This is a genomic window from Cellulomonas sp. P1_C4 (assembly GCF_056406355.1).
The window spans coordinates 49887-73165 of record NZ_JBFUAI010000021.1 but is presented as its reverse complement, the minus strand read 5'-3'; the positions used below and the strand labels follow the sequence as shown (position 1 = coordinate 73165).

General features: G+C 72.2%; 20 protein-coding genes. 8 read left to right on the top strand and 12 right to left on the bottom strand.

The window, feature by feature from the left end; translation table 11 throughout:
- Nucleotides 1-16 precede the first annotated feature (16 nt).
- Nucleotides 17-1432 carry a DUF2252 domain-containing protein gene (locus tag AC1DYZ_RS16765; protein ID WP_477066273.1) on the bottom strand — a complete coding sequence of 472 codons (1416 nt, stop codon included), beginning with the start codon at nt 1430-1432 and terminating at the stop codon, nt 17-19.
- Between the two features lie 109 nt (nt 1433-1541).
- On the opposite strand from AC1DYZ_RS16765, the gene AC1DYZ_RS16760 reads away from it, so the two are divergent.
- Both AC1DYZ_RS16760 and AC1DYZ_RS16755 read left to right on the top strand, forming a co-directional pair.
- Nucleotides 1542-1733: a hypothetical protein gene (locus tag AC1DYZ_RS16760; protein WP_477066272.1), complete on the top strand. Its 192-nt coding sequence runs from the start codon at nt 1542-1544 to the stop codon at nt 1731-1733.
- Between the two features lie 31 nt (nt 1734-1764).
- The gene (locus AC1DYZ_RS16755) at nt 1765-2541 is read left to right on the top strand and encodes a DinB family protein (protein WP_477066271.1); all 777 of its coding nucleotides are present in this window, start codon (nt 1765-1767) and stop codon (nt 2539-2541) included.
- Nucleotides 2542-2706: 165 nt separating this feature from the next.
- Here AC1DYZ_RS16755 and AC1DYZ_RS16750 read toward each other — a convergent pair whose 3' ends face one another.
- Complete coding sequence (locus AC1DYZ_RS16750) at nt 2707-3723, bottom strand: AraC family transcriptional regulator (RefSeq protein ID WP_477066270.1); 1017 nt, start codon at nt 3721-3723, stop codon at nt 2707-2709.
- Between the two features lie 45 nt (nt 3724-3768).
- On the opposite strand from AC1DYZ_RS16750, the gene AC1DYZ_RS16745 reads away from it, so the two are divergent.
- Together AC1DYZ_RS16745 and AC1DYZ_RS16740 are read left to right on the top strand one after the other, a co-directional pair.
- Complete coding sequence (locus AC1DYZ_RS16745) at nt 3769-4020, top strand: DUF4242 domain-containing protein (RefSeq protein WP_477066269.1); 252 nt, start codon at nt 3769-3771, stop codon at nt 4018-4020.
- A gap of 110 nt (nt 4021-4130) precedes the next feature.
- Nucleotides 4131-4763 carry a hypothetical protein gene (locus AC1DYZ_RS16740; protein WP_477066268.1) on the top strand — a complete coding sequence of 211 codons (633 nt, stop codon included), beginning with the start codon at nt 4131-4133 and terminating at the stop codon, nt 4761-4763.
- A 19-nt stretch (nt 4764-4782) separates the two neighbouring features.
- On the opposite strand, the gene AC1DYZ_RS16735 is transcribed toward AC1DYZ_RS16740, so the two are convergent.
- The 3 genes from AC1DYZ_RS16735 to AC1DYZ_RS16725 all read right to left on the bottom strand — a co-directional run bounded on the left by AC1DYZ_RS16735 (nt 4783) and on the right by AC1DYZ_RS16725 (nt 7852).
- The gene (locus AC1DYZ_RS16735; RefSeq protein ID WP_477066267.1) at nt 4783-5862 is read right to left on the bottom strand and encodes a hypothetical protein; all 1080 of its coding nucleotides are present in this window, start codon (nt 5860-5862) and stop codon (nt 4783-4785) included.
- 70 nt (nt 5863-5932) lie between these two features.
- Nucleotides 5933-6241 (bottom strand): hypothetical protein, encoded by a 309-nt coding sequence (locus tag AC1DYZ_RS16730; RefSeq protein WP_477066266.1) that lies wholly within the window; start codon nt 6239-6241, stop codon nt 5933-5935.
- A 90-nt stretch (nt 6242-6331) separates the two neighbouring features.
- The gene (locus AC1DYZ_RS16725) at nt 6332-7852 is read right to left on the bottom strand and encodes an ATP-dependent DNA ligase (protein ID WP_477066265.1); all 1521 of its coding nucleotides are present in this window, start codon (nt 7850-7852) and stop codon (nt 6332-6334) included.
- Between the two features lie 170 nt (nt 7853-8022).
- Between AC1DYZ_RS16725 and AC1DYZ_RS16720 the strand changes: the two genes are divergently transcribed.
- Both AC1DYZ_RS16720 and AC1DYZ_RS16715 read left to right on the top strand, forming a co-directional pair.
- Nucleotides 8023-9246, top strand: a complete 1224-nt coding sequence (locus tag AC1DYZ_RS16720; RefSeq protein WP_477066264.1) for an MFS transporter — start codon at nt 8023-8025, stop codon at nt 9244-9246.
- A gap of 15 nt (nt 9247-9261) precedes the next feature.
- Nucleotides 9262-9831: a TetR/AcrR family transcriptional regulator gene (locus AC1DYZ_RS16715; RefSeq protein ID WP_477066263.1), complete on the top strand. Its 570-nt coding sequence runs from the start codon at nt 9262-9264 to the stop codon at nt 9829-9831.
- 7 nt (nt 9832-9838) lie between these two features.
- Here AC1DYZ_RS16715 and AC1DYZ_RS16710 read toward each other — a convergent pair whose 3' ends face one another.
- On the bottom strand, nt 9839-10246 hold the full coding sequence (locus AC1DYZ_RS16710) for a YchJ family protein (RefSeq protein WP_477066262.1): 408 nt from the start codon (nt 10244-10246) through the stop codon (nt 9839-9841).
- 300 nt (nt 10247-10546) lie between these two features.
- On the opposite strand from AC1DYZ_RS16710, the gene AC1DYZ_RS16705 reads away from it, so the two are divergent.
- Together AC1DYZ_RS16705 and AC1DYZ_RS16700 are read left to right on the top strand one after the other, a co-directional pair.
- A complete protein-coding gene (locus tag AC1DYZ_RS16705) occupies nt 10547-10750 on the top strand; it encodes a cold-shock protein (RefSeq protein WP_028049733.1) in 204 nt (67 codons plus the stop codon).
- A 141-nt stretch (nt 10751-10891) separates the two neighbouring features.
- Nucleotides 10892-11971, top strand: a complete 1080-nt coding sequence (locus AC1DYZ_RS16700; RefSeq protein ID WP_477066261.1) for a fatty acid desaturase family protein — start codon at nt 10892-10894, stop codon at nt 11969-11971.
- A 102-nt stretch (nt 11972-12073) separates the two neighbouring features.
- Here AC1DYZ_RS16700 and AC1DYZ_RS16695 read toward each other — a convergent pair whose 3' ends face one another.
- The 6 genes from AC1DYZ_RS16695 to kdpA form a co-directional block, all read right to left on the bottom strand.
- The gene (locus AC1DYZ_RS16695) at nt 12074-14623 is read right to left on the bottom strand and encodes a rhamnogalacturonan lyase (RefSeq protein WP_477066260.1); all 2550 of its coding nucleotides are present in this window, start codon (nt 14621-14623) and stop codon (nt 12074-12076) included.
- Nucleotides 14624-15363: 740 nt separating this feature from the next.
- A complete protein-coding gene (locus tag AC1DYZ_RS16690) occupies nt 15364-16053 on the bottom strand; it encodes a response regulator (protein ID WP_477066259.1) in 690 nt (229 codons plus the stop codon).
- Nucleotides 16050-18584: a DUF4118 domain-containing protein gene (locus tag AC1DYZ_RS16685; RefSeq protein WP_477066258.1), complete on the bottom strand. Its 2535-nt coding sequence runs from the start codon at nt 18582-18584 to the stop codon at nt 16050-16052. The genes AC1DYZ_RS16690 and AC1DYZ_RS16685 overlap by 4 nt, the downstream gene beginning before the upstream one ends.
- Complete coding sequence (gene kdpC / locus AC1DYZ_RS16680; RefSeq protein ID WP_477066257.1) at nt 18581-19201, bottom strand: potassium-transporting ATPase subunit KdpC; 621 nt, start codon at nt 19199-19201, stop codon at nt 18581-18583. Before kdpC ends, AC1DYZ_RS16685 begins: the two co-directional genes overlap by 4 nt.
- Nucleotides 19201-21294 carry a potassium-transporting ATPase subunit KdpB gene (gene kdpB, locus AC1DYZ_RS16675; RefSeq protein ID WP_477066256.1) on the bottom strand — a complete coding sequence of 698 codons (2094 nt, stop codon included), beginning with the start codon at nt 21292-21294 and terminating at the stop codon, nt 19201-19203. The genes kdpC and kdpB overlap by 1 nt, the downstream gene beginning before the upstream one ends.
- Nucleotides 21291-22955 carry a potassium-transporting ATPase subunit KdpA gene (gene kdpA, locus AC1DYZ_RS16670; RefSeq protein WP_477066255.1) on the bottom strand — a complete coding sequence of 555 codons (1665 nt, stop codon included), beginning with the start codon at nt 22953-22955 and terminating at the stop codon, nt 21291-21293. Before kdpA ends, kdpB begins: the two co-directional genes overlap by 4 nt.
- Between the last annotated feature and the right edge of the window lie 324 nt (nt 22956-23279).

Genomic DNA, 23279 nt, shown 5'->3' with positions numbered 1-23279 from the left:
GACGACGGCCGGGTCCTCAGACCCCGCGCTCGATCGGGAGCCGCCCCGCCGCCACCGCCCGGACCAGGGCGGCGTGGTCGGCCTCGGTCTGGTCGGCGTAGGCGAGCGCGAACCGCGCCATCGCGGTGTCGAGCTTGTCCGACCGGCCCCCGTAGCCGGAGATCATCGACGCCCCGCTGGTCCGTGCGTGGCCCTTGGCCAGCAGCCGCCCGACGATCCCGGCGTAGTCCGCGAGCGCTGCCGCGTCGATGGCGTCCAGGGCGACCGTGCCCTTCATGTTGCGGAACTGGCGCACGTAGAACTGCAGGCCGCCCACCGTGCTCCAGCCGAGCAGCGGGTCGCTCACGGTCTGCAGCGCCTGCTGGTACTCGACGACCCGCTGGCCCTGGTGCGCGTGCCAGGCGCTGTCGCCGTGGACGTGCTGGGCCAGCACCGACCGCCGCGCCTGCTTGAGCTGGAGGAAGACGACGTCGTCGGGACTCGATCCCTCGAGCAGCGCGATGTACGCGCGCAGGCCCACCGAGCCGACGCCGACGACCTTCTGAGCGACGTCGACGAGCGTGTATCCGCCCAGCGCCCGGCGCCAGTGCGGGGCGAGCGTGGCCAGGTAGTCGTCGAGGCCTTCGGCTACGAGGTCCGCTTCACGATCGGACAGGCGCGTGATCAGCGGGGGCTGCTCCACGATGCGGCGCTGGCCGCCCTCCGAGGCCGTGAACTTCGGCAGCGCACGGTCGCTCGTGCGGGTCCGGGCGCGCTTGACGGCCCGGTCGATCTCCGCGGCCAGCGTGCCGTGCGGGGCGCGCTCGTGGATGCGGTCGACATCCAGGCGCTCGAACGAGCGCGCGAGCAGGGGGCGGTCGGCCAGACGTCGGATCTCGTCGCGGTAGGCGGCGCTGCAGGCGACCGCGGCCGACTCGCACGCGTGCTCGGGCGCACCGTTCTGCCGGCCGGCCACCCAGATGCTGGCGACGAGCCGGCGCAGGTCCCACTCCCACGCGCCGGGATGGGCCTCGTCGAAGTCGTTCAGGTCGATGACCAGGTCGCGTTCGGGCGACGCGTAGAAGCCGAAGTTGCCCAGGTGCGAGTCGCCGCAGACGACGGGCGTGATGCCGGTGGCGGGCAGGGTCGCCAGGTCGTTGGCCATGACGACGGCGGACCCGCGCAGGAACCCGTACGGCGAGGCGGCCATGCGTCCGACGCGCAGCGGGATCAGCGACTCCAGCCGACCCTCGTGGCTCTCGATGATCTGCGCGACGGGGTCGCGGTCCGTCGGCGACCAGTCACCCAGCGACGAGCGCGGCACCGTGTCCCGCAGGGCGTGACCCGTCCGGTAGCGCTCCTCCCGGGTCACCGGCCGACGCCGCAGCGACGCGTAGTCGCTGCTGTCGGCGCTCTGCAGCACCACATGACCGGCGACGGGCCGTCCGTCCATCGCTGCCCACCTCGGGATCGGCTGCCCTGACCTCCGAAGTCTCCCGCACCCGTCAACTGCGCGGGGATACTGGAAACGCCCCGTACCTGATGCCTGAGGGAGACGACTCATGCGCAAGCCGGCTCTGATCGTGCTCGGTGCCGTGCTGCTCGTCGCCGGCGCGATCTTCACGTTCCAGGGGCTCGGCTACCTCGGGGGGAGCGCGATGACGGGGGTCACCCTGTGGGCGATCCTGGGCCCGATCATCGCCGTCGTCGGGCTGGTGCTGATCGTCTCGTCCGCCCGCGGTCGGCGCGGTTGACCTGTCGGACCTCCGTCCTAGCCTGACAGGCATGAGCGACGACGGGTTCTCCGACCTTCGCGGCACCGAGTTCGAGCACGCGGACCTCAGCGGCGCGCGGTTCAGGTCGGCGCTGCTGAACGGTGCGACGTTCCGATCCGTCGAGCTGTCGCACGTCGTGATGCGCGGCGTCGAGATGCTCGACACCACCATCGACGGCGAGATCCGGCGCCTCGTGGTCAACGGGGTCGACATCGTGCCGCTGGTGGAGGCCGAGCTGGACCGCCGCTACCCCGACCGGCCCGCGTTCCGGGCGACCACTCCCGACGGCTTCCGGGCGGCGTGGGACATCAACGAGCGGCTGTGGGCGGCGACCGTCGAGCGGGCGCGCCTGCTGCCCCCGGCGCTGCTGCACGAGTCCGTCGCCGACGAGTGGTCGTTCATCGAGACCCTGCGGCACCTCGCGTTCGCCACCGAGTCCTGGGTCAGCCGTTGCATCGACGGCGATCCGAGCCCGTGGCACCCGCTGTCGCTGCCGTGGGACGAGATGCGCCCGCGGCCCGGCGTCCCGCGGGACCGTTCCGCGCGGCCGACCCTCGACGAGGCGCTCGCCCTGCGGCTGGGCGCGATGGCGTCGGTGCGGCGGGTGGTCGACGGCCTGACCGACGAGCAGCTCGACAGCCGGACCGCCCCGCTGGTGGGGCCCGGCTGGCCCGACGAGGGCGAGACCTTCCCGGTCCGCGTGTGCCTGCAGATCGTCCTCAACGAGGAGTGGGAGCACCGCATGTACGCCGAGCGCGACCTGACGGTCCTGGAGGAGCGCGTCTGACCCTCTCAGACCGCCGTCGGGTCGTCGAGGCTATGGATGAGCATCGGTCACCCGGAGCGTCAGGTACGTGCAGATGCCGAACCCGAAGGTGAACGCCACCGTCCCCCGGACGGTGACCATGTCCTGTCCGCCCACGATGTTCGTCGCGTGCACCGGACCGACGGGTCAGGACATCGTCGTGCGTCCCGCCCGCCAGACGCTCGGCGCGTCCCCGCGGCTGCGCTTGAACGCGCGGCTGAACGCCTCCTCCGAGTCGTAGCCCACGTGGTGCGCCACCGCCACCACCCCGAGATCGGTCGTCGCCAGCAGGTCCTGCGCCACGTGCATGCGCCACTCGGTCAGATAGCGGATGGGCGAGCGGCCGAGCACCTCACGGAACCGCGTGTCCAGCTGTGACCGGGACACCAGCGACTCCCGCGCCAGCAGCTCGACGGTCCACTTGCGCTCGGGCCGTCGGTGCATCGAGGCCAGCGCCGGCGCCAGCACGGGATCGCGCAGCGCCGCGGTCCAACCCTGGTCCACCGCGGGGGCGGTCGCCAGGTGCAGGCGCAGGACCTCCACGAGCAGCAGCTCGGGCAGGCGGGTCGGGATGCCGAGGGTGCCGGCGGACGTCTGCTCGAGGGCGTACTCGATGTTGGCCCGCACCCACTGCGCCGCCGGGCCGGTCGGGTGCACGACGAACACCGACGGCAGCGCCCGCAACGCCGGGTCGAACAGCGGGTCGAGGCTGTGCAGGTAGCCGCAGACGACGTCGGTCTCGGAGCCGTCCCGGCCGTACCGGAGGACCGGCATCTGCGCCCACGGGGCCGGCGGCATGAAGGTCGTGATCGGTACGACGTCGGCGTCCTGCAGGCCGCCCATCCTGTGCTGGTCGCCGTACGGCAGCACGATGACGTCCCCGGGGCCCGCCCAGTGCTTCACACCGCTGCCGACCGCCACCCAGCACGACCCGGACGCGACGACGTGGAACAACACCACCCGCTCGGTACCCGGTCGCAGCATGGCGGCGGTCATGGGGCCGGACATGGACTCGTACGTCCAGGGCTCCCGGTACTCGGCCCGCAGGAAGACGGCGCCCTCCAGCCGCAGCCGCTCCAGCGCGTTCTGCAGCAGGACCGGGTACGTGGGGTCCCGATCAGGAAGGCCGGTGACGCGGTCATGGTCCGCGGACGCGCTCACCACGAGGCTGATCGTGTCACACCGACACACGAGTCAAGGAGAACGGAAATGCCGCTGTTCATGGACATCCACCACATCGACGGACCTGTGGGGATGAACGATGTCGCCCAGGCGCACCAGGCCGACCTGCACACCCAGGGGTCCTACCACGTGAACTACCTGAAGTACTGGGTCGACGAGACCCAGGGCAAGATCTTCTGTCTGGTCGACGCCCCCGACGCCGAGGCGGCCGCGACCGTCCACCGGCAGGCGCACGGCCTCGTCGCGGACGAGATCTACCGGGTCGACGAGGGCGCCTGAGCCCCGATCGAAGGCCCGTGACCTGCAGCGATGTGGGTCGCGGGCCTTTCACCTTCCCGGCCCTTCCCGGCGCGTCCTAGCGTGGGCACCAGCGCCGGAAGGAGACGCCGATGTCCTCACCCGACCCGCCCGCGACCCCGTCGCCATCGGTACGCGCCCAGATCCTCGCCACCGAGCACTGGAGCCTGCTCGCCACGCGCAGCACGCTCTGGTCCGAGGTGATGAGCCGCATCACGATCCACCTGACGGTCGTGTCGGCCTCGCTCGTCGTGCTGGCCCTCGTCGCCCAGGCGTCGGGCTTCGGCACACCGTTCACCGTCCTCTCGATCGGGCTGGCCTCGGCGGCCCTGATCCTCGGCACGCTCACCGGGGTGCGCGTCATGAACGCCAGCCACGACGACAGCGCACTGATCCTCGGGATGAACAGGCTTCGGGCGGCCTACGTCGCACTGGACCCCGAGGTCGCCGACTACCTCGTGACGTCGTGGCAGGTCGACCGCGAGGGCCTCATGCGCACCTACACGATGGGGCTGCCTCGCTCGACGTTCAGCCATGTGGCCGGTAGCACGGCCATGTTCGTCAACGTCGTCAACGCCCTCGTGGCGGGCACGCTCGGCGCGCTCGTCGCCGAAGCAGCGGGCGCGGGCCCGGCAGTGACCGCCGCGGTGGGCGTGGTCACGGGACTGGCCTATCTCCTCGCATGGCTGGAGTACGGCCGCCGCTCGTTCGCGACGGCCGACTGAGCGGTGCGGCGTCGTCCCACTACCGGGTCGACGAGGGCGTCCGAGCCTTCCGGGCCGGCGTCGCAGACCCCGCGGCGCCGATCCTCTCCTTGAGCAGGTCGATGGACGCGCCGGGGAACAGCTGCGCGGGGTAGATCCAGTACAGGGGGGTGTCCCGAGCGCGCAGGAACACGAGCTCGTCGCGGACGGACACCGACCGGTACGCCGCGTAGCTCGTCTCGCCCGTCACGGCCGGCCCCTCGACCCAGACCCCGTCCGGCAGCAGCGCGGCACGGAACGTGGACCCCACGGGGACCTGCCCTGCAAGCCCGCGCGCGAACCGGTTGCGCTGACGCCACATCGACCACCCCACGACGGAGGCGCCGAGCCCGGCGTAGACGAGGCCGGCCACCACGCCGGACGTCCCCCCACCGGCGACCACGACGCCGATGACGAACAGCCCGACGGCCATGAGCACCTGGATGAGGACGCGTCGGGGCGCGAACACGACCTCGCTGACGTACGCGCTGACCACGCGGTCCACGTAGCCAGGACCGGTCGTGTAGGTCGCCACCGCCCCGGGGCGCGGGAGCGCAGCCGGTGCCGTGGTCCGTGCCGGCACCTCCGGCGGGGCACCTTCGATGCGGTTCCGCAGGTCCTCGAGCACGCCGTCCGGGAACAGCTCGCGCGGGTACGCCGCGAGGTAGGCGTTGGTGCGGTTCTCCAGCAGCACGACGTGCCGCCCCACGATCACCCGACGGAAGGCCGCGAGCCGCACCGACGTCGTCCCTGCCTTCCCCTCGCCGACGAGCCGGTCCCCGTCGAGGGCGACCTTGAGCTGCGTGCCCGCGGGGACGCGGCGGTACGAGCCGACCAACGCCTTGACGTAGGCGAGCAGCACCCAGCCGACCAGCACCGCCGCCACCACGAGCGCCGTACCGGCGACCTCGGGTGCCACCAGCGCGAGCACGAGCAGCAGCGCGACGAACACCTCGGCCACGACCATCCGCGGCCGGACCAGCAGCCGCCGCCACTGCGCGTTGACGGCCCGGCGCACGTACGACGGGTCGGTCGTGCACGTCAGCCAGACGAGCGGCTCGGGCGCGGCGGCGAGTTCCACGGGCCGAGGCTAGGGCGGGTCCGCCGTGTGGGGGACGAGTTGGCGACAGGTTCAGCCGGACGCCACGCCGTCAGTCGTCCCGACGCCCGATCGCGACCACGTTCCGCCGCTCCAGCACCACGGGGTCACCCGCGTGCAGCGACCGCAGCTCCACCGGCTCGCTGTGCAGCCGACCCTCGAGCTCCACCTCGTCGACCCGCTCGAGCACCACCCACATCCGCTCCTCGAGGCCCTGCTGCGGCACCACGACCACCTTGACCCGGTCGCCCACCCGCACGGCCGCCAAGGCCGCATCGGCGGGGACTCGGAAGGTGTCGGGCGCGGCCGCGTGACGTTCGGCGGCGTCCGCCAGGCTCCAGCCGACCCGGCGACGGAACACCTCAGGCCGCCGCTGTCGTCGGAACCCACCCGGCACGGGGCGGCTCGAGGGTCGGTTCCACGCGCCGATCGTAGGGCGGAGTCGACGCCGTCACCCGGCGAGCGCTCGCACCGCCTCGATCGTGTCCGCCTCCGCCGCCGGCTTGTCGTCGCGGTACCGCACCACTCGAGCGAACCGCAGCGCGAGGCCGCCGGGGTAACGCGTCGACCGCTGCAGCCCGTCGAACGCGATCTCCACCACCTGCTCCGGCCGCAGCTCGACCACCCAGCCGTCGAGCGGCGACGTCGCGAGCTCCGTGAACCGCGCGGTCTGCCACCGCAGCATCTCGTCGGTCATGCCCTTGAACGTCTTGCCGAGCATGACGAACCCGTCCCCGTCCCGAGCGCCGAGGTGGATGTTCGACAGGAGCCCCTTCCGGCGGCCCGACCCCCACTCGACCGCGAGCACGACGAGGTCGAGCGTGTTCCGCGGCTTGACCTTGATCCAGGCCGCCCCGCGCCTCCCGGCCTCGTACGGGGCGTCGGCGGCCTTCACGACGACCCCCTCCTGACCGGCCCGGACCGCCGCGCCGAAGTAGTCGCGCGCAGCCGCAGGGTCGGAGGTGATCAGCCGGTCCACCACCAGCGGGCCGGCCACGGCGTCGAGCGCCTCCAACCGGCGCAGCAGCGGGGCGTCGAGCAGGTCGACGCCGTCGACGTGCAGGCAGTCGAAGAAGAACGGCGTCAGCGTGACCGCCGCGGCGACCTCGGCGTCGCGGGTGGCGGAGCGCGACGCGGTCTCCTGGAACGGTCGCGGCCGCCCGTCGGGACCGACGGCCAGCGCCTCGCCGTCGAGCACCAGGTCGGTCGCCGGCATGGCGCGGACCCTCTCGACGATCTCCGGCACGCGCGCCGTGATKTCGTCGAGGCTCCGCGTGAACACCGCGATGTGCGACCCCCTCCGGTGCACCTGGATCCGGATGCCGTCGAGCTTCGAGTCCACGACCACCGGTCCCGGCGCCAGGCTCGCCCACGCGCCGTCGACGTCCGGCGCCGACTGGGCGAGCATCGGCCGCACGGGCCGCCCGACCACGAGCGTGAAGGCCGCGAGCGCCGCCACGGGGTCCGGCTGCGTGAGCGCGGCGACGGCGACCTGCTCGGTGTCGCCGGCGAGCATCGCGGCCCGACGCACGGTCTCCGGGGCCACCCCGGCCGCCTCCGCGACCGCGTCGAGCAGCAGCGCGTCCAGCGACCCCTGCCGCAGCTCCCCGGTCACCAGCCCCCGCAGCAGCCGCTGCTCGTCGGCCGTCGCCGCCGCGAACAGCTCACCGGCGGCAGTGGTCCGGGCGGTGCCGGAGCCGGTGCCGGCCAGGAGCGACATGGCCTCGAAGGCGCCGTCGACCTCCGCCACGGTCAGGGTGGGCTCGAGCGCGGGTGGCGGCAGGCTGCTGAGCGACCGCCAGCCGAGCCCCGTGCGCCGCTGGCGCAGCTGCCCGCCCAGGTACCGCGATACGACGGCGACGTCCTCGGGCGGCGTCCGCCGCAGCAGGTCGACCAGCAGCGCCCGCTTGGCCAGCCGCGACCGGGTGGTCGCGAGGGCGGCCGACGTCGTGGCGAGCTCGGCGAACAGCATGTCGGCATCGTGCACCCGACCGCCCACACCGCGCGCGGGCTGCGACCGCACTCCCACCGGCCGACCGAGGCATCAGGTGCGGCGGCCGGCCAACGGTTGACGTCAGCAGACAGATCTGTCTACTGTTCCCCCAGGCATTAGACAGACCGGTCTACCCAACGGAGTCCATCGTGACCCAGCTCGCCGAACGACCCACCACGATCGCCCGCACCCGCCGCCGGCGGCTGTCGCCGCGCGCGTCCTTCGTCCTCCTCGCGACGATCGTCCTCGCGTTCCTCGGCGCCTCGAGCGCACCGACCCCGCTCTACGCGATCTATCAGTCCGAGTGGGGCTTCTCCGCGACCACGACGACCGTCGTCTTCGGCACCTACGCGATCGCGGTGCTGGTCTCCCTCCTGGTGCTCGGCCGGCTGTCCGACCACGTGGGCCGCCGCCCCGTGCTGCTCGCCGCCATCGCGGTGCAGGCCGTCGCGCTGGTCATCTTCACGACCGCCGACGGCGTCCCGATGCTGCTGGTGGCGCGCGTCGTCCAGGGGCTGTCGACCGGAGCAGCCGTCGCGGCGATCGGCGCCGGCATGCTCGACATCGACCGCGTCCGCGGCACCTTGGCCAACGCGGCGGTACCCGCCATGGGGACCGCCCTCGGTGCCCTCGTCGCGTCGTTCGTCGTCGCCCTGCTGCCCGCACCGACGCACCTGATCTTCCTGGCACTGCTGGTGGTCCTCGCGCTGCAGTCGATCGGGGTCCTGCTGATGCCCGAGACCGTGACGCCGGAGCAGGGCGCGCTCGCCAGCCTGCGGCCGACCGTCGCGCTGCCGCGCAGCGTCCGTCGACCGGCGGCCGTCGCGCTCCCCGTGCTCTTCGCCGTCTGGGCACTCCCGGGCTTCTACGGCTCGCTCGGTCCGGCGCTGGTCGCCACGCTCGTCGGGTCGAGCTCGGCGGCGTTCGCCGGGCTGGGCCTGTTCGTGCTTGCCGGCACCGCGGCGGTGACGGTGGTGGTGCTGCGCGACAAGCCGGCCCGGGAGGTCCTGCTCCTCGGCGTCGTTGCCCTCGTCGTCGGCCTCGTCGTCGTCCTCGTCGCGATCGGCCTGCTCGCGCCCGTCCTCTTCTTCGTCGGCACCGCGATCGCGGGCGTCGGCTTCGGCGGCGGGTTCCAGGGCGCCATCCGCCTCGTCGTGCCCCAGACACTGCCGCATGAGCGGGCGGGCGTGCTGTCGCTGCTGTACGTCGTGTCCTACCTCGGCATGGGGGTGCCGGCCGTGATCGCCGGGATCGCGGTGGTCCACGACGGCGGCCTGCAGGTGACCGCGCAGGGCTACGGCGTCGCCGTGATCGCGTTCGCGCTCGTCGCCCTCGCAGGACTGCTGCGGCGTACAGTAGACAGACCTGTCTGACGAGGGGAGTGCGCGATGACGACGAAGACGAGTGCGCGCGAGCGACTGCTCGATGCCGCCAACGAGCTGTTCTACGCCGAGGGCGTGCAGACGGTCGGCATCGACCGCGTCATCGACCAGGCCGGCGTCGCCAAGGCCTCGCTCTACAACACCTTCGGCAGCAAGGACGAGCTGGTCCGGGCGTACCTCGAGTCCCGGCACGCCCGCATCGCCACCCGGATCGGGCGGCACGTCGAGCGCTACACCGATCCCACCGACCGGCTCCTGGCGGTCTTCGAGGCCCAGGACGAGATGGTCCACGAGCCGTCGTACCGCGGCTGCGCGTTCGCCGCGGCCAGCACCGAGGCCCGCCCGGACGGCGCCGTCGTGCACGCGGCGGAGGCGTACCGGCGCTGGGTCCGCGAGCTGCTGACGGACCTCGCCTCGCAGGTCGACGGCGTGCCGGACCCGGCCACCCTGGCCCGGCGCCTGCACCTGCTCTACGACGGCGTCGGCATCTCCGCCCGCATGGACCACGACCGCGAGGCCGCGAAGGCCGCACGCGCCGCGGCGCTCGTGCTCATCGAGGCGGCCACGCAGCGCTGACCTGCGCCTACGCGCCGATGCCGCCGTCGACGTAGAGCCAGCGGCCGTCCTCGCGCACGAAGGTGCTGGTCTCGTGCAGGCGCCCGCGCTGACCGATCAGGGAGCCGTCGTCGAGCCGGTAGTGGGCCACGAACTCGACCGTGCCGGCGTCGTCCCACGGGCCACCCGCGTCGGTCTGCAGGACATCCAGACGGCGCCAGATCATCGCCTCGTCCAGCTCGAGCTCGTCAGGGCGCGTGCTCGGGTGCCACGTCGCCAGCAGGTAGGGCACCGCCCTCCTCGCGAATCCCGTGTAGCGGGACCGCATGAGCGCCTCTGCCGTCGGGGCCACCCGGCCGTCGTCGACGTACCGGCCGCAGCACTCGGCGTACGTCTCTCCCGACCCGCACGGACAGCGGTCATCGGTCTCGCTCATCGGTCTCTCCACCCTGTCGACCGCGTGAACCTAGCAAGAGTTCCGGGGGCTCGCAGAGGCGGCCCGGACCCACCGCGCCGCGGGTTCCGAGCAGACCAGTTCGCTTCGTACGTTCCGGTCAGGCCCATCGTGCCGTACGGTTGTCCCTGTAGTCGCAGTGAATCGCTTGTCATGACGGCCACGGGGAGACCCTGGCAGGACGTTCTCGAGGACCACCTCGGAGACGGACGACGAACACCGTGAATACCGGTCCCGGTCACCCGGGAGTTGTCCATACCGCACGTGAGAGAAGAGAACAACATGCCTGTTGGCACCGTGAAGTGGTTCAACGCCGAGAAGGGCTTCGGCTTCATCGCCCCCGAGGACGGCGGACCCGACGTCTTCGCGCACTACAGCGCCATCACCACGAGCGGCTACCGCACGCTCGAGGAGAACCAGAAGGTCCAGTTCGAGGTCACGCAGGGCCCCAAGGGCCCGCAGGCGTCGAACATCACGCCTCTCTGAGCTGAGTAGAGCTCAACAGCTCCACACGAGACCCCGGCCTTGTGGCCGGGGTCTCGTCGCACCATCGACTTGGCGCCACACGCTCTGGCAGGACCCGACCGCACTCGCGCCGCGCATCGCACGACCGACAGGACGGACGCCATGAGCTCCCCGACGCTTACCGACACCCCCACGCGCCCTCGCGACCGAGCAGTCAGCGACTTCACCGAGCTGACCCGGACCGTGCAGGCCGCCGGCCTGATGAAGCGCCGCCCCGCGCACTATGCCGTACGGCTGTCCGCCGCCGTGCTGGCCGTGCTGGGCCTGGTCGCCACGATCATCCTGGTCGGCGACTCCTGGTGGCAGATCGCCGTCGCGTTCGCCGCCGCGGTGATCCTCACGCAGGTCGCCTTCCTCGGCCACGACGCCGCGCACCGCCAGATCTTCGCCGACGGACGCGCCAACAACTGGACGTCCCTCGTGCTCGCCGACCTGTTCGTCGGCTTGAGCCACGGCTGGTGGCAGCGCAAGCACACCCGCCACCACGCCAACCCGAACAAGATCGACGCCGACCCCGACATCGACCTCGAGGTCCTCTCCTTCACGCCGGAGCAGGCCGCGACGCGCACGTCGAAGCTGTCGATCTGGTTCCTGAACCACCAGGGCTGGTTCTTCTTCCCGCTGCTGCTGCTCGAAGGCGTCGCGCTGCACGTCGCCGCCGTCAAGCGCCTCTCGTCGCGGGAGAAGCTGGACCACCGCGCCGCCGAGATCGTCATGATGTCGATCCGCCTCGTGGGCGGCGCCGCCCTCGTCTTCCTCGTGATGTCCTGGCCGATCGCCCTGGTGTTCCTCGCGGTGCAGATGGGCGTCTTCGGGTTCTACATGGGTGCCTCGTTCGCCCCGAACCACAAGGGCATGCCCCTGATCCCCAAGGACTCGCGCCTCGACTTCCTGCGCCGCCAGGTGCTGACCAGCCGCAACATCGGCGGCGGCAAGTGGGTCGACGTGCTCATGGGCGGGCTCAACCACCAGGTCGAGCACCACCTCTTCCCGTCGATGCCCCGCCCGTCGCTGCGTCGCGCCAAGCCGATCGTCGAGGCGTACTGCCGGGAGCACAACATCCCCTACGTCCAGGTCTCGCTGCCTCGCTCGTACGCGATCATCGTCAAGTACCTGAACACCGTCGGGAAGCCCGACCGCGACCCGTTCAACTGCCCGATGACGGCGCTCTACCGCGTTTGACCCTCGGCACAGCGAAAGCCCCCGTCGTCCTTCCGGACGGCGGGGGCTTCGCTGTTGGTCGGCCCGTCGGCCTCGTCGGCCTCGTCGGCCTCGTCAGCCTCGTCAGCTGAGCATCGAGATCACCTGCTGCGCCTGGTACTCCAGCGCCGCCCGCGCGGCCGGTGTGACCGTCGCGTGGGGCTGCTTCGGCGTGAGCCGGTCGACGTACGTCGCGAGCGACTTGGCCGCGACCTTCTCGTTGCCCCGGTCGGCCGCCTTGTCGGCCGCATCGAGTGCCGCGAGCAGCTGCACGACCACGACACCCGAGATCGCACCGGCGTCGATCTGCGCCGTGGTCGCGTCGCGCAGGGCGTCGATGCTGCCCGGCGCGTAGTACGACGGCACCGGCACCTGCGTGAAGTCCGTGTCCGAGGCCAGGTAGAAGCCCACGTCCGACGGCTGGTTGTAGGTCGTCTGCTGGCGGGCGACCTCGACGCGGTACTGCGGGTCCTGCATGAGCGTGTACATCTTCTTGTGGCTCAGGGCCGTGTTGGTGAACACGCGGATCGCCGACGAGTCCGTGGTGCGGACCAGCAGCTCCTCGCGCGAGTCACCGAGGATGTCCGCCACCAGCGACGGGTTGCCCTTGGTGCCGTTGTTGGCCCGGGTGCCGGTCGCCGTGAGCTGGCGGCCGCGGGTCCAGTCGTCGATCGTGACGGTCTGGTCGCCCGAGCCGTTGACGATCTGCGTCGTGCCGTCCGGCAGCCACTTGATGCTCATGTTCGTGCCGGGGATGGCGCCCGGCGTGAACTGCCCGGTCGCCGTGTAGAGGCCCAACGAGCCGGACCCGCCGGGCAGGCTGGCCCAGACCTCGAGCCCACGGACGTTCGGCAGCACGTCGCCGATCATCGAGCGGCCCGTGTCCGCACCGGAGTACTTGCCGAACAGGACCTCGCCGGTCTTCGCGTCGCGCAGCGCCATGCCGTACGGCGCACCCGTCGCGCCCTCGTGGCACGTGTAGATCTCCAGGCCCGGGCGGTCCGGGTCGATGTCGGTCACGTGGATCGCGTCGCCGTGGCCCAGGCGGGCCTCCGTACCGGGTGCCGACGAGCCCGCCGGGAGCGTGTCGAACGACGAGTACAGGACGGAGCCGTCGTCGTCGATCGTCGCGCCGCCGTAGACGATCTCCTGCTTGCCGTCCCCGTCGACGTCGGCCGCCGAGAGCGAGTGGAAGCCCTGCGTGGTGATCTTCCCGTAGACGGGGTCGGTGCCGTCGCGCCCGTGCGGGCTGTCGTTGAACGGGTTCGTCATCGGCACGTGGCCGCTGTCGACGTACCAGCGCTCCTTCAGCGCCGTCCCGTCCCAGTCGTACGCGACGATCGTGGTGCGCGTGTAGTAGCCGCGGGCGAAGATCGCCGACGGCGTGGCCCCGTCGAGGTACGCGACGCCGGCGAGGAACCGGTCGACGCGGTTCGCGGGCTCGATGCGGGCCATCGCGTAGTCGCCCCACATGAGGCCGTCATCGCCGCGGCCCGGCTTGTAGTCGACGGTCTGGAGCTCCTTGCCGGTCGCCCCCTCGAACACCGTGAGGTACTCGGGGCCGTCGACGATGAACCCCTCGAAGTTGCGCAGCTGGTTGCGGGTGCTGCGGGCGGGCGCGTAGACGTCGACGAAGTAGTTCGCCAGGGCCGTCGCGTCCTCGTGGCTCAGCGGGTAGGTGTACTGCTTCGGGATGCCCAGCGCTTCCTCCACCGTCGACGGCCAGTGCCCCGCGACGACCTCCGGGTGGCTGCTCCAGCCCCTGAGCATGCTGACCAGGTGCTCGAAGTAGCCGGCCTTGCTCAGCCGGTAGTCCGTCGTGTCGGTGACGCCGGCGTCGCGGTCCCGCTGCGGCAGGGTCACGTACGCCTCGCTGGCGACCGAGCCGTCGGCCGCGTACCGCGTGATCTTGGTGCCGGGGGCCGTCTTCATCATGAGCTCGGCCTTGCCGTCGCCGTCGTAGTCGTAGACGGGGAACTGCGTGTAGTGCGCGCCGGCCCGGATGTTGACGCCCATATCGATGCGCCAGAGCTGCGTGCCGTCCTGCTCGTACGCGTCGACGTAAACGTTGCCGGTGTACCCGACCTGGCTGACGTCCTTCGAGTTGGACGGGTCCCACTTGACGATGTACTCGTACTGCCCGTCGCCGTCGACGTCGCCGACCGACATGTCGTTGGCCGAGTAGGTGTAGGCCTCGCCCACCGGCGTGACCCCGTCGGCGGGCTTGTGCAGCGGGATGTCGAGGCTCGGCTGCGCCCACGGCGTCGCCTCGGTGCCGTCGACCTCGACACCGTCGACGACCGCCGCCACCCGGTAGCGGGAGGTCGCCGTGCCGGCCGGGTCGACGAAGTTCGTCGAGTCGGTGACGGTGCCGACCTTGGTGCCGTCGCGGTAGACCGCGAAGTTCGGACCGGTGAGGCCCGTGGTGGTGGCGCCGGTGACCTCGCTGGCCAGCAGCCGCCAGGAGAGGAAGACGCCCTCGTTGGTGACCGCCGCGACGACCCCACGGTCGAGGCGCTCGAGCGTGAGTCCGTCCGGTCCCTGGGTCGCGCCGCCGTTCGCGTTGGTGACCTGGGTGGCGGAGGCGGGCGTCGCCGTCAGCGTGCCGACGAGCAGCACGGATCCGACGAGCATGGCGGGCATGGTCAGCGTGCGCCCTCGTGCCCCCGACGGCCGCTCCTGTCCGGCCGATTCCAGGCGTAGGCCCGGCGATCCGGGCGGTGTCGATCCTCTTCGATGCGTCAGACTCATCCTTGAATCCTTTCAATCGCCTAGGAGGTGCCCGGGGACGAACTAGGTGTCCTCCATGAGGAAAAGCCGAGGGCGCCATTGACCCCGACCGCCCACGACCGTATCGCCTGGTTCACCCGAGTCAACCCGTGCTGAGACATTCGCCGGATTCCGTCGAGGGGAGCGCTCCCGCCAACGGAAACCGCTATCCGATCGGGCCGCGGGCACCGGCTGGTGAGCGCAGCCGCGAGGGTCGGAGTCGCCGAGTTCGTGAGTTTCGGACGAGTTCGTGAGTTGCAACCCACGAACTCGTCGCCAACCCGCGAACTGGCTTCGTCACGAGGCGGGCGCGGCTTCACGCGATCGACGTGCCGTCGACCTCGTGGGTTCGCGCCGAACTCGTGAGACCGGTCGAACTCGTGAGCTCCTGCCCACGAGTTCGGCTCGGCGTCACGAGTTCGACCGGGCGCCACGAGTTCGGCGGAAGGAGAGTCGCCGTTGGGGTGGCGCATGCGAACTCAGGACGGCCTCCGACGGCACCCTGACGCGGCGCACCCCCGAGAACGGCACGCTGCCGCGAGAACGGGACCTGGAAGCGCCGGTCTCGCGCCGAAGCGACGTTCTCGGCTGGGCGCAGCGGGCGGTCACACCTCGAACGTGTAGCCCAGGCCCGGTTGGGTGAGGATGTGGCGCGGGTGGGCCGGGTCGGCCTCGAGCTTGCGGCGGAGCTGGGCGGAGTAGACGCGCAGGTAGTTGGTCTCGTCGGAGTAGCCGGGCCCCCAGACCTCCTGGAGCAGCTGCCGACGCCCGACGAGGCGGCCGCGGTTGCGCACGAGGACCTCGAGCATCGACCACTCGGTGGGCGTCAGCCGCACCTCGACGCCGTCGCGCAGCACCCGGGCGCGCGCGAGGTCGATGGTCAACGCGCCGGCGGTGACGACGGCCTCGTCGGACGGATCGCCGGCCACCGACGAGCGCCGGACCGCCGCCCGCAGCCGCGCGAGGAGCTCGTTCATGGCGAACGGCTTGGTCACGTAGTCGTCGGCCCCCGCGTCGAGGGCGTCGACCTTGTCCTCGCCGTGCTGCCGGGCCGACAGGACCACGATCGGCACCCGGCTCCAGCCGCGGATCGCGGTGATGACGTCGAGGCCGCTCATGTCCGGCAGGCCCAGGTCGAGCAGGACGACGTCCGGCGCGCGGGAGGCCGCGGTGGTGATCGCCGAGGCGCCGTCGGCCGCCGTCGCGACCTCCCAGCCGGACGCGCGCAGCGTGATGGCGAGCGCGTGGGCGAGCCCGGGCTCGTCGTCGACGACCAGGACGCGGTTGCCGGTCATCGCGCGACCGTCTCATCGGGTTCCGGCGACACACCCGCGGCCGGTGATGGGTCGGCGAGCGGGACGGTCACCAGCATCGTCAGTCCCCCGCCGGGCGTGTCCTCGGCGGAGAGCTCCGCGCCGACCGCCGTCGCGAGGCCGTCGGCGACCGCCAGCCCGAGCCCCAGGCCCGTCCCGGCGGAGTCGTCGAGCCGCTGGAAGGGCGCAAACAGCTGCTCCTTGAGCTCGTCGGGCACGCCCGGGCCTGAGTCCGCCACGCGCAGCACCATCCCACGACCGACCACGGCGGCACTCACGCGCACGGGACCTCCGGCCGAGGCGTACCGGACCGCGTTCGAGACGAGGTTGGCGACGACGCGCTCGAGCAGGCCGGGGTCGGTGAGCACGTACGGCAGCTCCTCCGGCACGTCGAGCACCACCGGGAAGCCCTCGACGGCCAGCGGGACGATCTCGTCGAGGCTGGTGGCGCGGAGCACGGGCCGGACGCTGCCGGTCTGCAGGCGGGACAGGTCGAGCAGGTTGTCGATGAGCCGCTCCAGCCGGGCGGTCGACTCGGCGAGCGTGAGCACGAGGGCCGCCCGGTCGGCAGGGTCCAGCTGCAGCGACAGCCCGTCGACCGAGGCGCGGATGGTGGCCAGCGGGGTGCGCAGGTCGTGCGAGACGGCGGCGAGCAGCGCCGTCCGCGTGGCGTCGGTCTGCTCGAGCAGGCGGGCCTGGTCGGCCTGGGCGTGCAGCCTCTGGTGCTCGAGCACGATGCCGACCTGCGACGCGAACGCCTCCAGCACGCGGCGGTCGCTGGCGGGCAGCACACGGCCGGTGAGCGCGAGCACGCGGTGGTCGTCGACCGTGAGGACCGCGTCGGCGTCCTCGGGCCGGAGCGCGGGGTCGACGCCGTCCACCGCCAGCACCTCCCAACCAGAGCCCCGAGCCTCCAGGAGCGCGACGGCCGCGAGGGTGAAGGTCTCGCGCAGCCGGGCGACGAGGGCGGCGGCCGTGTCCTGGCCCGACAGCACCGACCGGGACACCGCCGCGAGCGCGGAGGCCTCGGCGCGCGCCCGGAACGCCTCGGCCGTGCGGCGGGCGGCGAGGTCGACCACGGAGGCGACCCCGGCCGCCACCAGCACGAACACGAACAGCGCCAGCGCGTTCTCCGGCTGGTCGATGGTGAGGTGACCGGTCGGGACGATGAAGAACCAGTTGAGCAGCAGGAACCCGACGACCGCGCTCACGATCGCCGGCCACAGCCCGCCGACCAGCGCCACGAGCACGGTCAGCGCGAGGAAGAGCATGAGCTCGGTGGGCAGGCTCACCACGTCCCGCAGGGCGCTGAGCAGGGCCGTGAGCAGCACCGGTCCCAGCAGCGCGATGGTCCAGCCGGCGAGCAGGCGCGAGCGCGACAGGGCCGAGCGCCGCAGCCGTCGTCGGCCCCCGCGCGCCTTCTCGTGCGTGACCAGGTGGACGTCGATGACGCCGGCCAGCCGGGCGATCTCGGTGCCGTTGCCCTCCGACAGGGCCTCGCGCCAGCGGCTGCGCCGGGAGACCCCGACGACGATCATCGTGGCGTTGACGCCGCGGGCGAAGTCGACGACGGCGCTCGCGACGTCCTCGCCGACGACCGTGTGGAACGTGCCGCCCAGCGACTCGACCAGCCGGCGCTGCTCCGCGATGGCCCCGGGCGGCGCGGTGGGCAGGCCGTCGGTGGCGAGCACGTGCACGGCGAGCAGCTCGGAGCCCGCCGCGCGCTGGGCGATCCGGGCCCCCCGACGCAGCAGCGTGTCCGCCTCCGGTCCCCCGGTGACCGCGACGACCACGCGCTCGCGGGCCGGCCACGGCGTCTCGATCCGGTGGTCGCGCCGGTAGGTGGCCAGCGCGTCGTCCACCCGGTCCGCCAGCCAGAGCAGGGCGAGCTCGCGCAGGGCGGTGAGGTTGCCCACCCGGAAGTACTGCGTCAGCGACGCGTCGATCTGCTCGGCCCGGTACACGTTGCCGTGCGCGAGCCGGCGCCGCAGGGCCTCGGGCGCCAGGTCGACCAGCTGGATCTGGTCGGCGTCGCGCACCACGCGGTCCGGCACGGTCTCCCGCTGCCGGACGCCCGTGATGGCCTCGACGTCGTCGTTCAGCGACTCCAGGTGCTGCACGTTCACGGTGGTGACCACGTCGATGCCCGCGGCGAGGACGTCCTGCACGTCCTGCCACCGCTTGGCGTGCAGGCTGCCCGGCACGTTGGTGTGCGCGAGCTCGTCGATCATGACGACCTGCGGTGCACGCGCCAGGACGGCGTCGACGTCGAGCTCGGTGAAGGTCGCGTCCCGGTGGACCAGCGTCCGCCGGGCCAGCACCTCCAGGCCGTCCAGCTGCGCGGCCGTCGCCGCCCGGCCGTGGTCCTCGACGAAGCCGACGACGACATCCGTGCCGCGGGCGAGGCGGCGGTGGGCCTCGTCGAGCATCGCGTACGTCTTGCCGACGCCCGGCGCCGCGCCGAGGTAGACGGTCAGCCGACCGCGCCTCGGTGGCACCTCGCCGCTGGTCACGAGCCCATTGTCTGCAGCGCGAGGTTGAGGCGCAGCACGTCGACGCGCGGCTCGCCGAGGAACCCGAGGTCGCGACCGACGGTGGTGGCGTCGACCAGCGCGGCCACCGACTCCACGGACAGCCCGTTCTCGCGGGCGACCCGCGCGGCCTGCAGGTGCGCGTACGCCGGCGAGATGTCGGGGTCGAGGCCCGAGGCCGACGCCGTGAGCGCGTCCACGGGGACGTCCGCGGGGTCGACGCCCTCGAGCGCGGCCACGGTGGCCCGGCGCTCCTCGATCGTCGCCACCAGGTCCTCGTTGAGGGGCCCGAGGTTGGAGCCCGCCGACGCCAGCGCGTCGTACCCGTCGCCGGCGGCCGACGGCCGAGGGTGGAACCACTGCGGCCCGTCGAAGGACTGCCCGACGAGGAGCGACCCGGCGGCGTCGGCAGCCGAGGTCACGTGCTCCCCCGAGGAGGAGACGAGCGAGCCGTTCGCCTGCCACCGCAGCGCGAGCTGGGACACCCCCGTGACGGCCAGCGGGTAGACCAGCCCGAGCAGGACGGTGAGGACGAGCAGCACGCGCAGCCCGGCCCAGGACTGGCGGGCGAAGGACACGACGTCGGTTCCGGTGGTCATCAGGACATCCCCAGGGCAGTGACGATCAGGTCGATGAGCTTGATGCCGACGAACGGGGCGATGACGCCGCCGAGCCCGTACACCAGGAGGTTGCGACGCAGCAGGGCAGACGCCGACGCGGGCCGGTAGCGGACCCCGCGCAGGGCCAGCGGGAGCAACGCGATGATGACCAGCGCGTTGAAGATGACGGCCGACAGGATGGCCGACTGCGGGCTGCTCAGGCGCATCACGTTGAGCACCTCGAGCTGCGGGAACGCGACGACGAACATCGCCGGCAGGATCGCGAAGTACTTGGCGACGTCGTTGGCCACGGAGAACGTGGTCAGCGCCCCGCGCGTGATGAGCAGCTGCTTGCCGATCTCGACGATCTCCAGCAGCTTGGTCGGGTTCGAGTCGAGGTCGACCATGTTGCCGGCCTCCTTCGCGGCGGTCGTGCCCGTGTTCATCGCGACTCCGACGTCCGCCTGCGCCAGCGCGGGGGCGTCGTTGGTGCCGTCACCGGCCATCGCGACCAGCCGCCCGCCCTCCTGCTCGCGCCGGATGAGGGCCAGCTTGTCCTCGGGCGTCGCCTCCGCCAGCACGTCGTCCACGCCGGCCTCGGTGCCGATGGCCTTCGCGGTGAGCGGGTTGTCGCCCGTCACCATGACGGTCCGGATGCCCATCGCGCGCAGCGCGTCGAACCGTTCGCGCATGCCCTCCTTGACGACGTCCTTGAGGTGGATGACGCCGAGCACGCGTGCCGGGTTCTGCCCGAGCTGCTCCGCGACGACCAGCGGCGTACCGCCCGACGCCGAGATCGCGTCGACGGTCGCGGCGACGTCGTGCCCCGTGTGCCCGCCGGTCGAGTGCACCCAGTGCGTGACCGCGGCGGCGGCCCCCTTGCGCACGGACCGGCCGGGCAGGTCGACCCCGCTCATGCGGGTCCGAGCCGCGAACGGCACCAGCTCGGCGCCGGCCAGGTCGTGCCGCTCGCGCAGCCCGAACCGCTCCTTGACCAGCACGAGGACCGAGCGACCCTCCGGGGTCTCGTCGGCCATCGACGACAGCTGCGCGGCGTCCGCGAGCGCCTCCGGGGTGATGCCCGCGGCCGGCAGCAGGTCGGCCGCCTGGCGGTTGCCCAGCGTGATGGTGCCGGTCTTGTCCAGCAGCAGCACGTCGACGTCGCCCGCGGCCTCGACCGCGCGGCCGGACATCGCGAGCACGTTGCGACGGACCAGGCGGTCCATGCCCGCGATGCCGATGGCCGAGAGCAGGGCGCCGATCGTCGTCGGGATCAGGCAGACCACCAGCGCGACGAGCACGATGAGCGGCTGGCGGGCGCCGGAGTAGACGGCGAACGGCTGCAGCGTGACCACCGCCAGCAGGAACACGATCGTGAGCGTGGTGAGCAGCACGTTGAGGGCGACCTCGTTGGGGGTCTTCTGCCGCTCGGATCCTTCGACCAGCGCGATCATCCGGTCGACGAACGTGTGCCCCGCGGGTGCCGTGATCCGCACGACGATCCGGTCCGACAGCACGACCGTCCCGCCGGTGACGGCCGAGCGGTCGCCGCCGGACTCGCGGATGACCGGCGCGGACTCGCCGGTGATCGCGGACTCGTCGACGCTCGCGACGCCCTCGATGACGTCGCCGTCGCCGGGGATGGTCTCCCCCGCCACGACGATGACGACGTCGCCGACCTTGAGCGTGGACGACGCCACCTGCGCGGTCGGCAGCTCCGCGAGCCCTGTCGTCGCCTCCAGCGTGTCCTGCGGCGCGAGCACGCGGCGGGCCGTCGTCTCGCGCTGCGTCGCCCGCAGGCTGGCCGCCTGCGCCTTGCCGCGGCCCTCGGCCACCGACTCCGCGAGGGTCGCGAAGAGGACCGTGAGCCACAGCCAGACGGTGATCGACCAGGCGAAGACGCTCGGCTCGGCGATGGCCAGCACCGTGGTGAACGCGGCGCCGACCTCCACGACGAACAGGACGGGCGAGTCCCACAGCTTCCGGGGATCGAGACCACGCAGGGCGCCGGGCAGGGCCTTGGCCAGCTGCGGGCCGGACAGCGCGCTCGTCGCGACCGCCGGCTGGGGCCGCTCCAGGACTGACGTGCTCATGACAGGGACTCCACGACGGGACCGAGGGACAGGACGGGGACGAACGTGAGGCCGACGACGACGAGCGTCACCGTGACCAGGAGGCCGACGAACAGCGGCGTGTGGGTGGGCAGCGTGCCGGCCGTCTCGGGGGTCTTCTTCTGGCGGGCGAACCGGCCGGCCAGCGCCAGGACCAGCGCGATCGGCACGAACCGGCCGATGAGCATCGCGAGCCCCAGGAGCGTGTTGTAGAACGGCGTCCCGGAGGTCAGGCCGCCGAACGCCGAGCCGTTGTTGTTCCCGGCGGACGCGAACGCGTAGACGATCTCCGAGAGGCCGTGCGCGCCGGGGTTGAGCAGACCGCTCAGCCCGGCCGGCGTCGAGATGGCGATCGCCGAGCCCAGCAGCACCACGGCGGGCATGGTGAGGACCGCGAGCGCGACGAGCGTGATCTCCTCGCGGCCGATCTTCTTGCCCAGGTACTCGGGCGTGCGCCCGACCATGAGGCCGGCCAGGAACACCGCGACGATGGCCAGGATCACCATCCCGTACAGCCCGCTGCCGACGCCGCCCGGGGCCACCTCGCCGAGCAGCATCCCGACGAGCGCCACCCCGCCGCCGGGCGCGGTCAGCGAGTCGTGCGTGGAGTTCACCGCCCCCGTGGACGTCATGGTGGTCGACGCCGCGAAGAGCGCCGAGGCGGCCTCACCGAACCGGACCTCCTTGCCCTCGAGCGCACCACCGGCCGCGAGCGGTGCGGCGCCGGCACCGGCCATCTCCGCCCAGGTGAGGAACCCGACGGCCGCGACCCACAGGGTCGACATCGCCGCGAGGATCGCCCAGCCCTGCCGGCGGTCGCCGACCATGCGGCCGAACATCCGCGGCATGGCGAACGGGATCAGGAGCAGCAGCACGATCTCGAACACGTTGGTCCACGGCGCCGGGTTCTCGTACGGGTGCGCGGAGTTGGCGTTGAAGAACCCGCCGCCGTTGGTGCCCAGCTCCTTGATGGCCTCCTGCGAGGCGACCGGGCCGCCCAGCACCGACTGGGTGCCACCGGCCAGCGTGGTGATCTCCGTGTGCGCGTGCAGGTTCTGGATCACGCCGCCGGCGACCAGGACGAGGGCCGCGACGAACGCGAGCGGCAGGAGCACCCGCACCGTGGCGCGCACCAGGTCCGCCCAGAAGTTGCCGACCCGTCCGTCGGTTCCGGACCGCGCGAACCCGCGGGCCAGGGCCGCGACCACCGCGATGCCGACGGCGGCGGACAGGAAGTTCTGCACCGCGAATCCGGCCATCTGCAGCAGGTGACCCGCGGCGACCTCGCCGGAGAACCACTGCCAGTTGGTGTTGGTGACGAACGAGACGGCCGCGTTCCACGCCCCCGCGGGGTCCATCGGCGGCGCGCCGATGTCGAGCGGCAGCCGGTCCTGCAGCCGGGCCAGGCCGAACAGCACCAGCACCGACGCCAGCGAGAAGCCCAGCAACGAGAGCAGGTACGTGCTCCACCGCTGCTCCGCGTCGGGGTCCACCCGCATCAGCCGGTAGCCGACGCGTTCCACCGCGAGGTGCTTCGTCGACGACATGACCCGGTACAGGTAGTCCCCGAGCGGTCGGTGGCTGACCGCGAGCGCCAGGACGACGAGCGCGATCTGGGCAATGGCAACCCACGTGGCGGTCATCGGACCTTGTCCGATCGCAGCAGCTGGGCCACCAGGTACACCAGCAGGGCGCCCGCGACGACGAGCCCGGCGACGTCGAAGCCGCTCATGAGCGGTCCGTCCGGCGGGCAAGGAGCGCGACGGCGGCGAAGAACAGCACGGTCAGCGCGAGGAAGGCCAGGTCGGCCATGGCAGTGACTTTCCGACGAAGGAGCGAGGAGGACACCCGCTGGTCTACGCCGCGCCACGGCCCCCGTGGGGCGCCTTGACGGAACCCTGACGCTCGCGGCCCCGGTCCTGACGCGATGACTCCACCCGCAGGATGAGCGCCGCCGAGCGGCGTGT

Bases quoted from the DNA above. Each gene is read 5' to 3' on its own strand.
- AC1DYZ_RS16745 (WP_477066269.1), top strand. From the start codon at position 3,769: ATGCCGCTGTTCATGGACATCCACCACATCGACGGACCTGTGGGGATG.
- AC1DYZ_RS16740 (WP_477066268.1), top strand. From the start codon at position 4,131: ATGTCCTCACCCGACCCGCCCGCGACCCCGTCGCCATCGGTACGCGCC.
- AC1DYZ_RS16715 (WP_477066263.1), top strand. From the start codon at position 9,262: ATGACGACGAAGACGAGTGCGCGCGAGCGACTGCTCGATGCCGCCAAC.
- AC1DYZ_RS16705 (WP_028049733.1), top strand. From the start codon at position 10,547: ATGCCTGTTGGCACCGTGAAGTGGTTCAACGCCGAGAAGGGCTTCGGC.
- AC1DYZ_RS16755 (WP_477066271.1), top strand. From the start codon at position 1,765: ATGAGCGACGACGGGTTCTCCGACCTTCGCGGCACCGAGTTCGAGCAC.
- kdpC (WP_477066257.1), bottom strand. From the start codon at position 19,201: ATGACCACCGGAACCGACGTCGTGTCCTTCGCCCGCCAGTCCTGGGCC.
- kdpB (WP_477066256.1), bottom strand. From the start codon at position 21,294: ATGAGCACGTCAGTCCTGGAGCGGCCCCAGCCGGCGGTCGCGACGAGC.
- AC1DYZ_RS16765 (WP_477066273.1), bottom strand. From the start codon at position 1,432: ATGGACGGACGGCCCGTCGCCGGTCATGTGGTGCTGCAGAGCGCCGAC.
- AC1DYZ_RS16700 (WP_477066261.1), top strand. From the start codon at position 10,892: ATGAGCTCCCCGACGCTTACCGACACCCCCACGCGCCCTCGCGACCGA.
- AC1DYZ_RS16760 (WP_477066272.1), top strand. From the start codon at position 1,542: ATGCGCAAGCCGGCTCTGATCGTGCTCGGTGCCGTGCTGCTCGTCGCC.
- kdpA (WP_477066255.1), bottom strand. From the start codon at position 22,955: ATGACCGCCACGTGGGTTGCCATTGCCCAGATCGCGCTCGTCGTCCTG.
- AC1DYZ_RS16690 (WP_477066259.1), bottom strand. From the start codon at position 16,053: ATGACCGGCAACCGCGTCCTGGTCGTCGACGACGAGCCCGGGCTCGCC.
- AC1DYZ_RS16710 (WP_477066262.1), bottom strand. From the start codon at position 10,246: ATGAGCGAGACCGATGACCGCTGTCCGTGCGGGTCGGGAGAGACGTAC.
- AC1DYZ_RS16695 (WP_477066260.1), bottom strand. From the start codon at position 14,623: ATGCTCGTCGGATCCGTGCTGCTCGTCGGCACGCTGACGGCGACGCCC.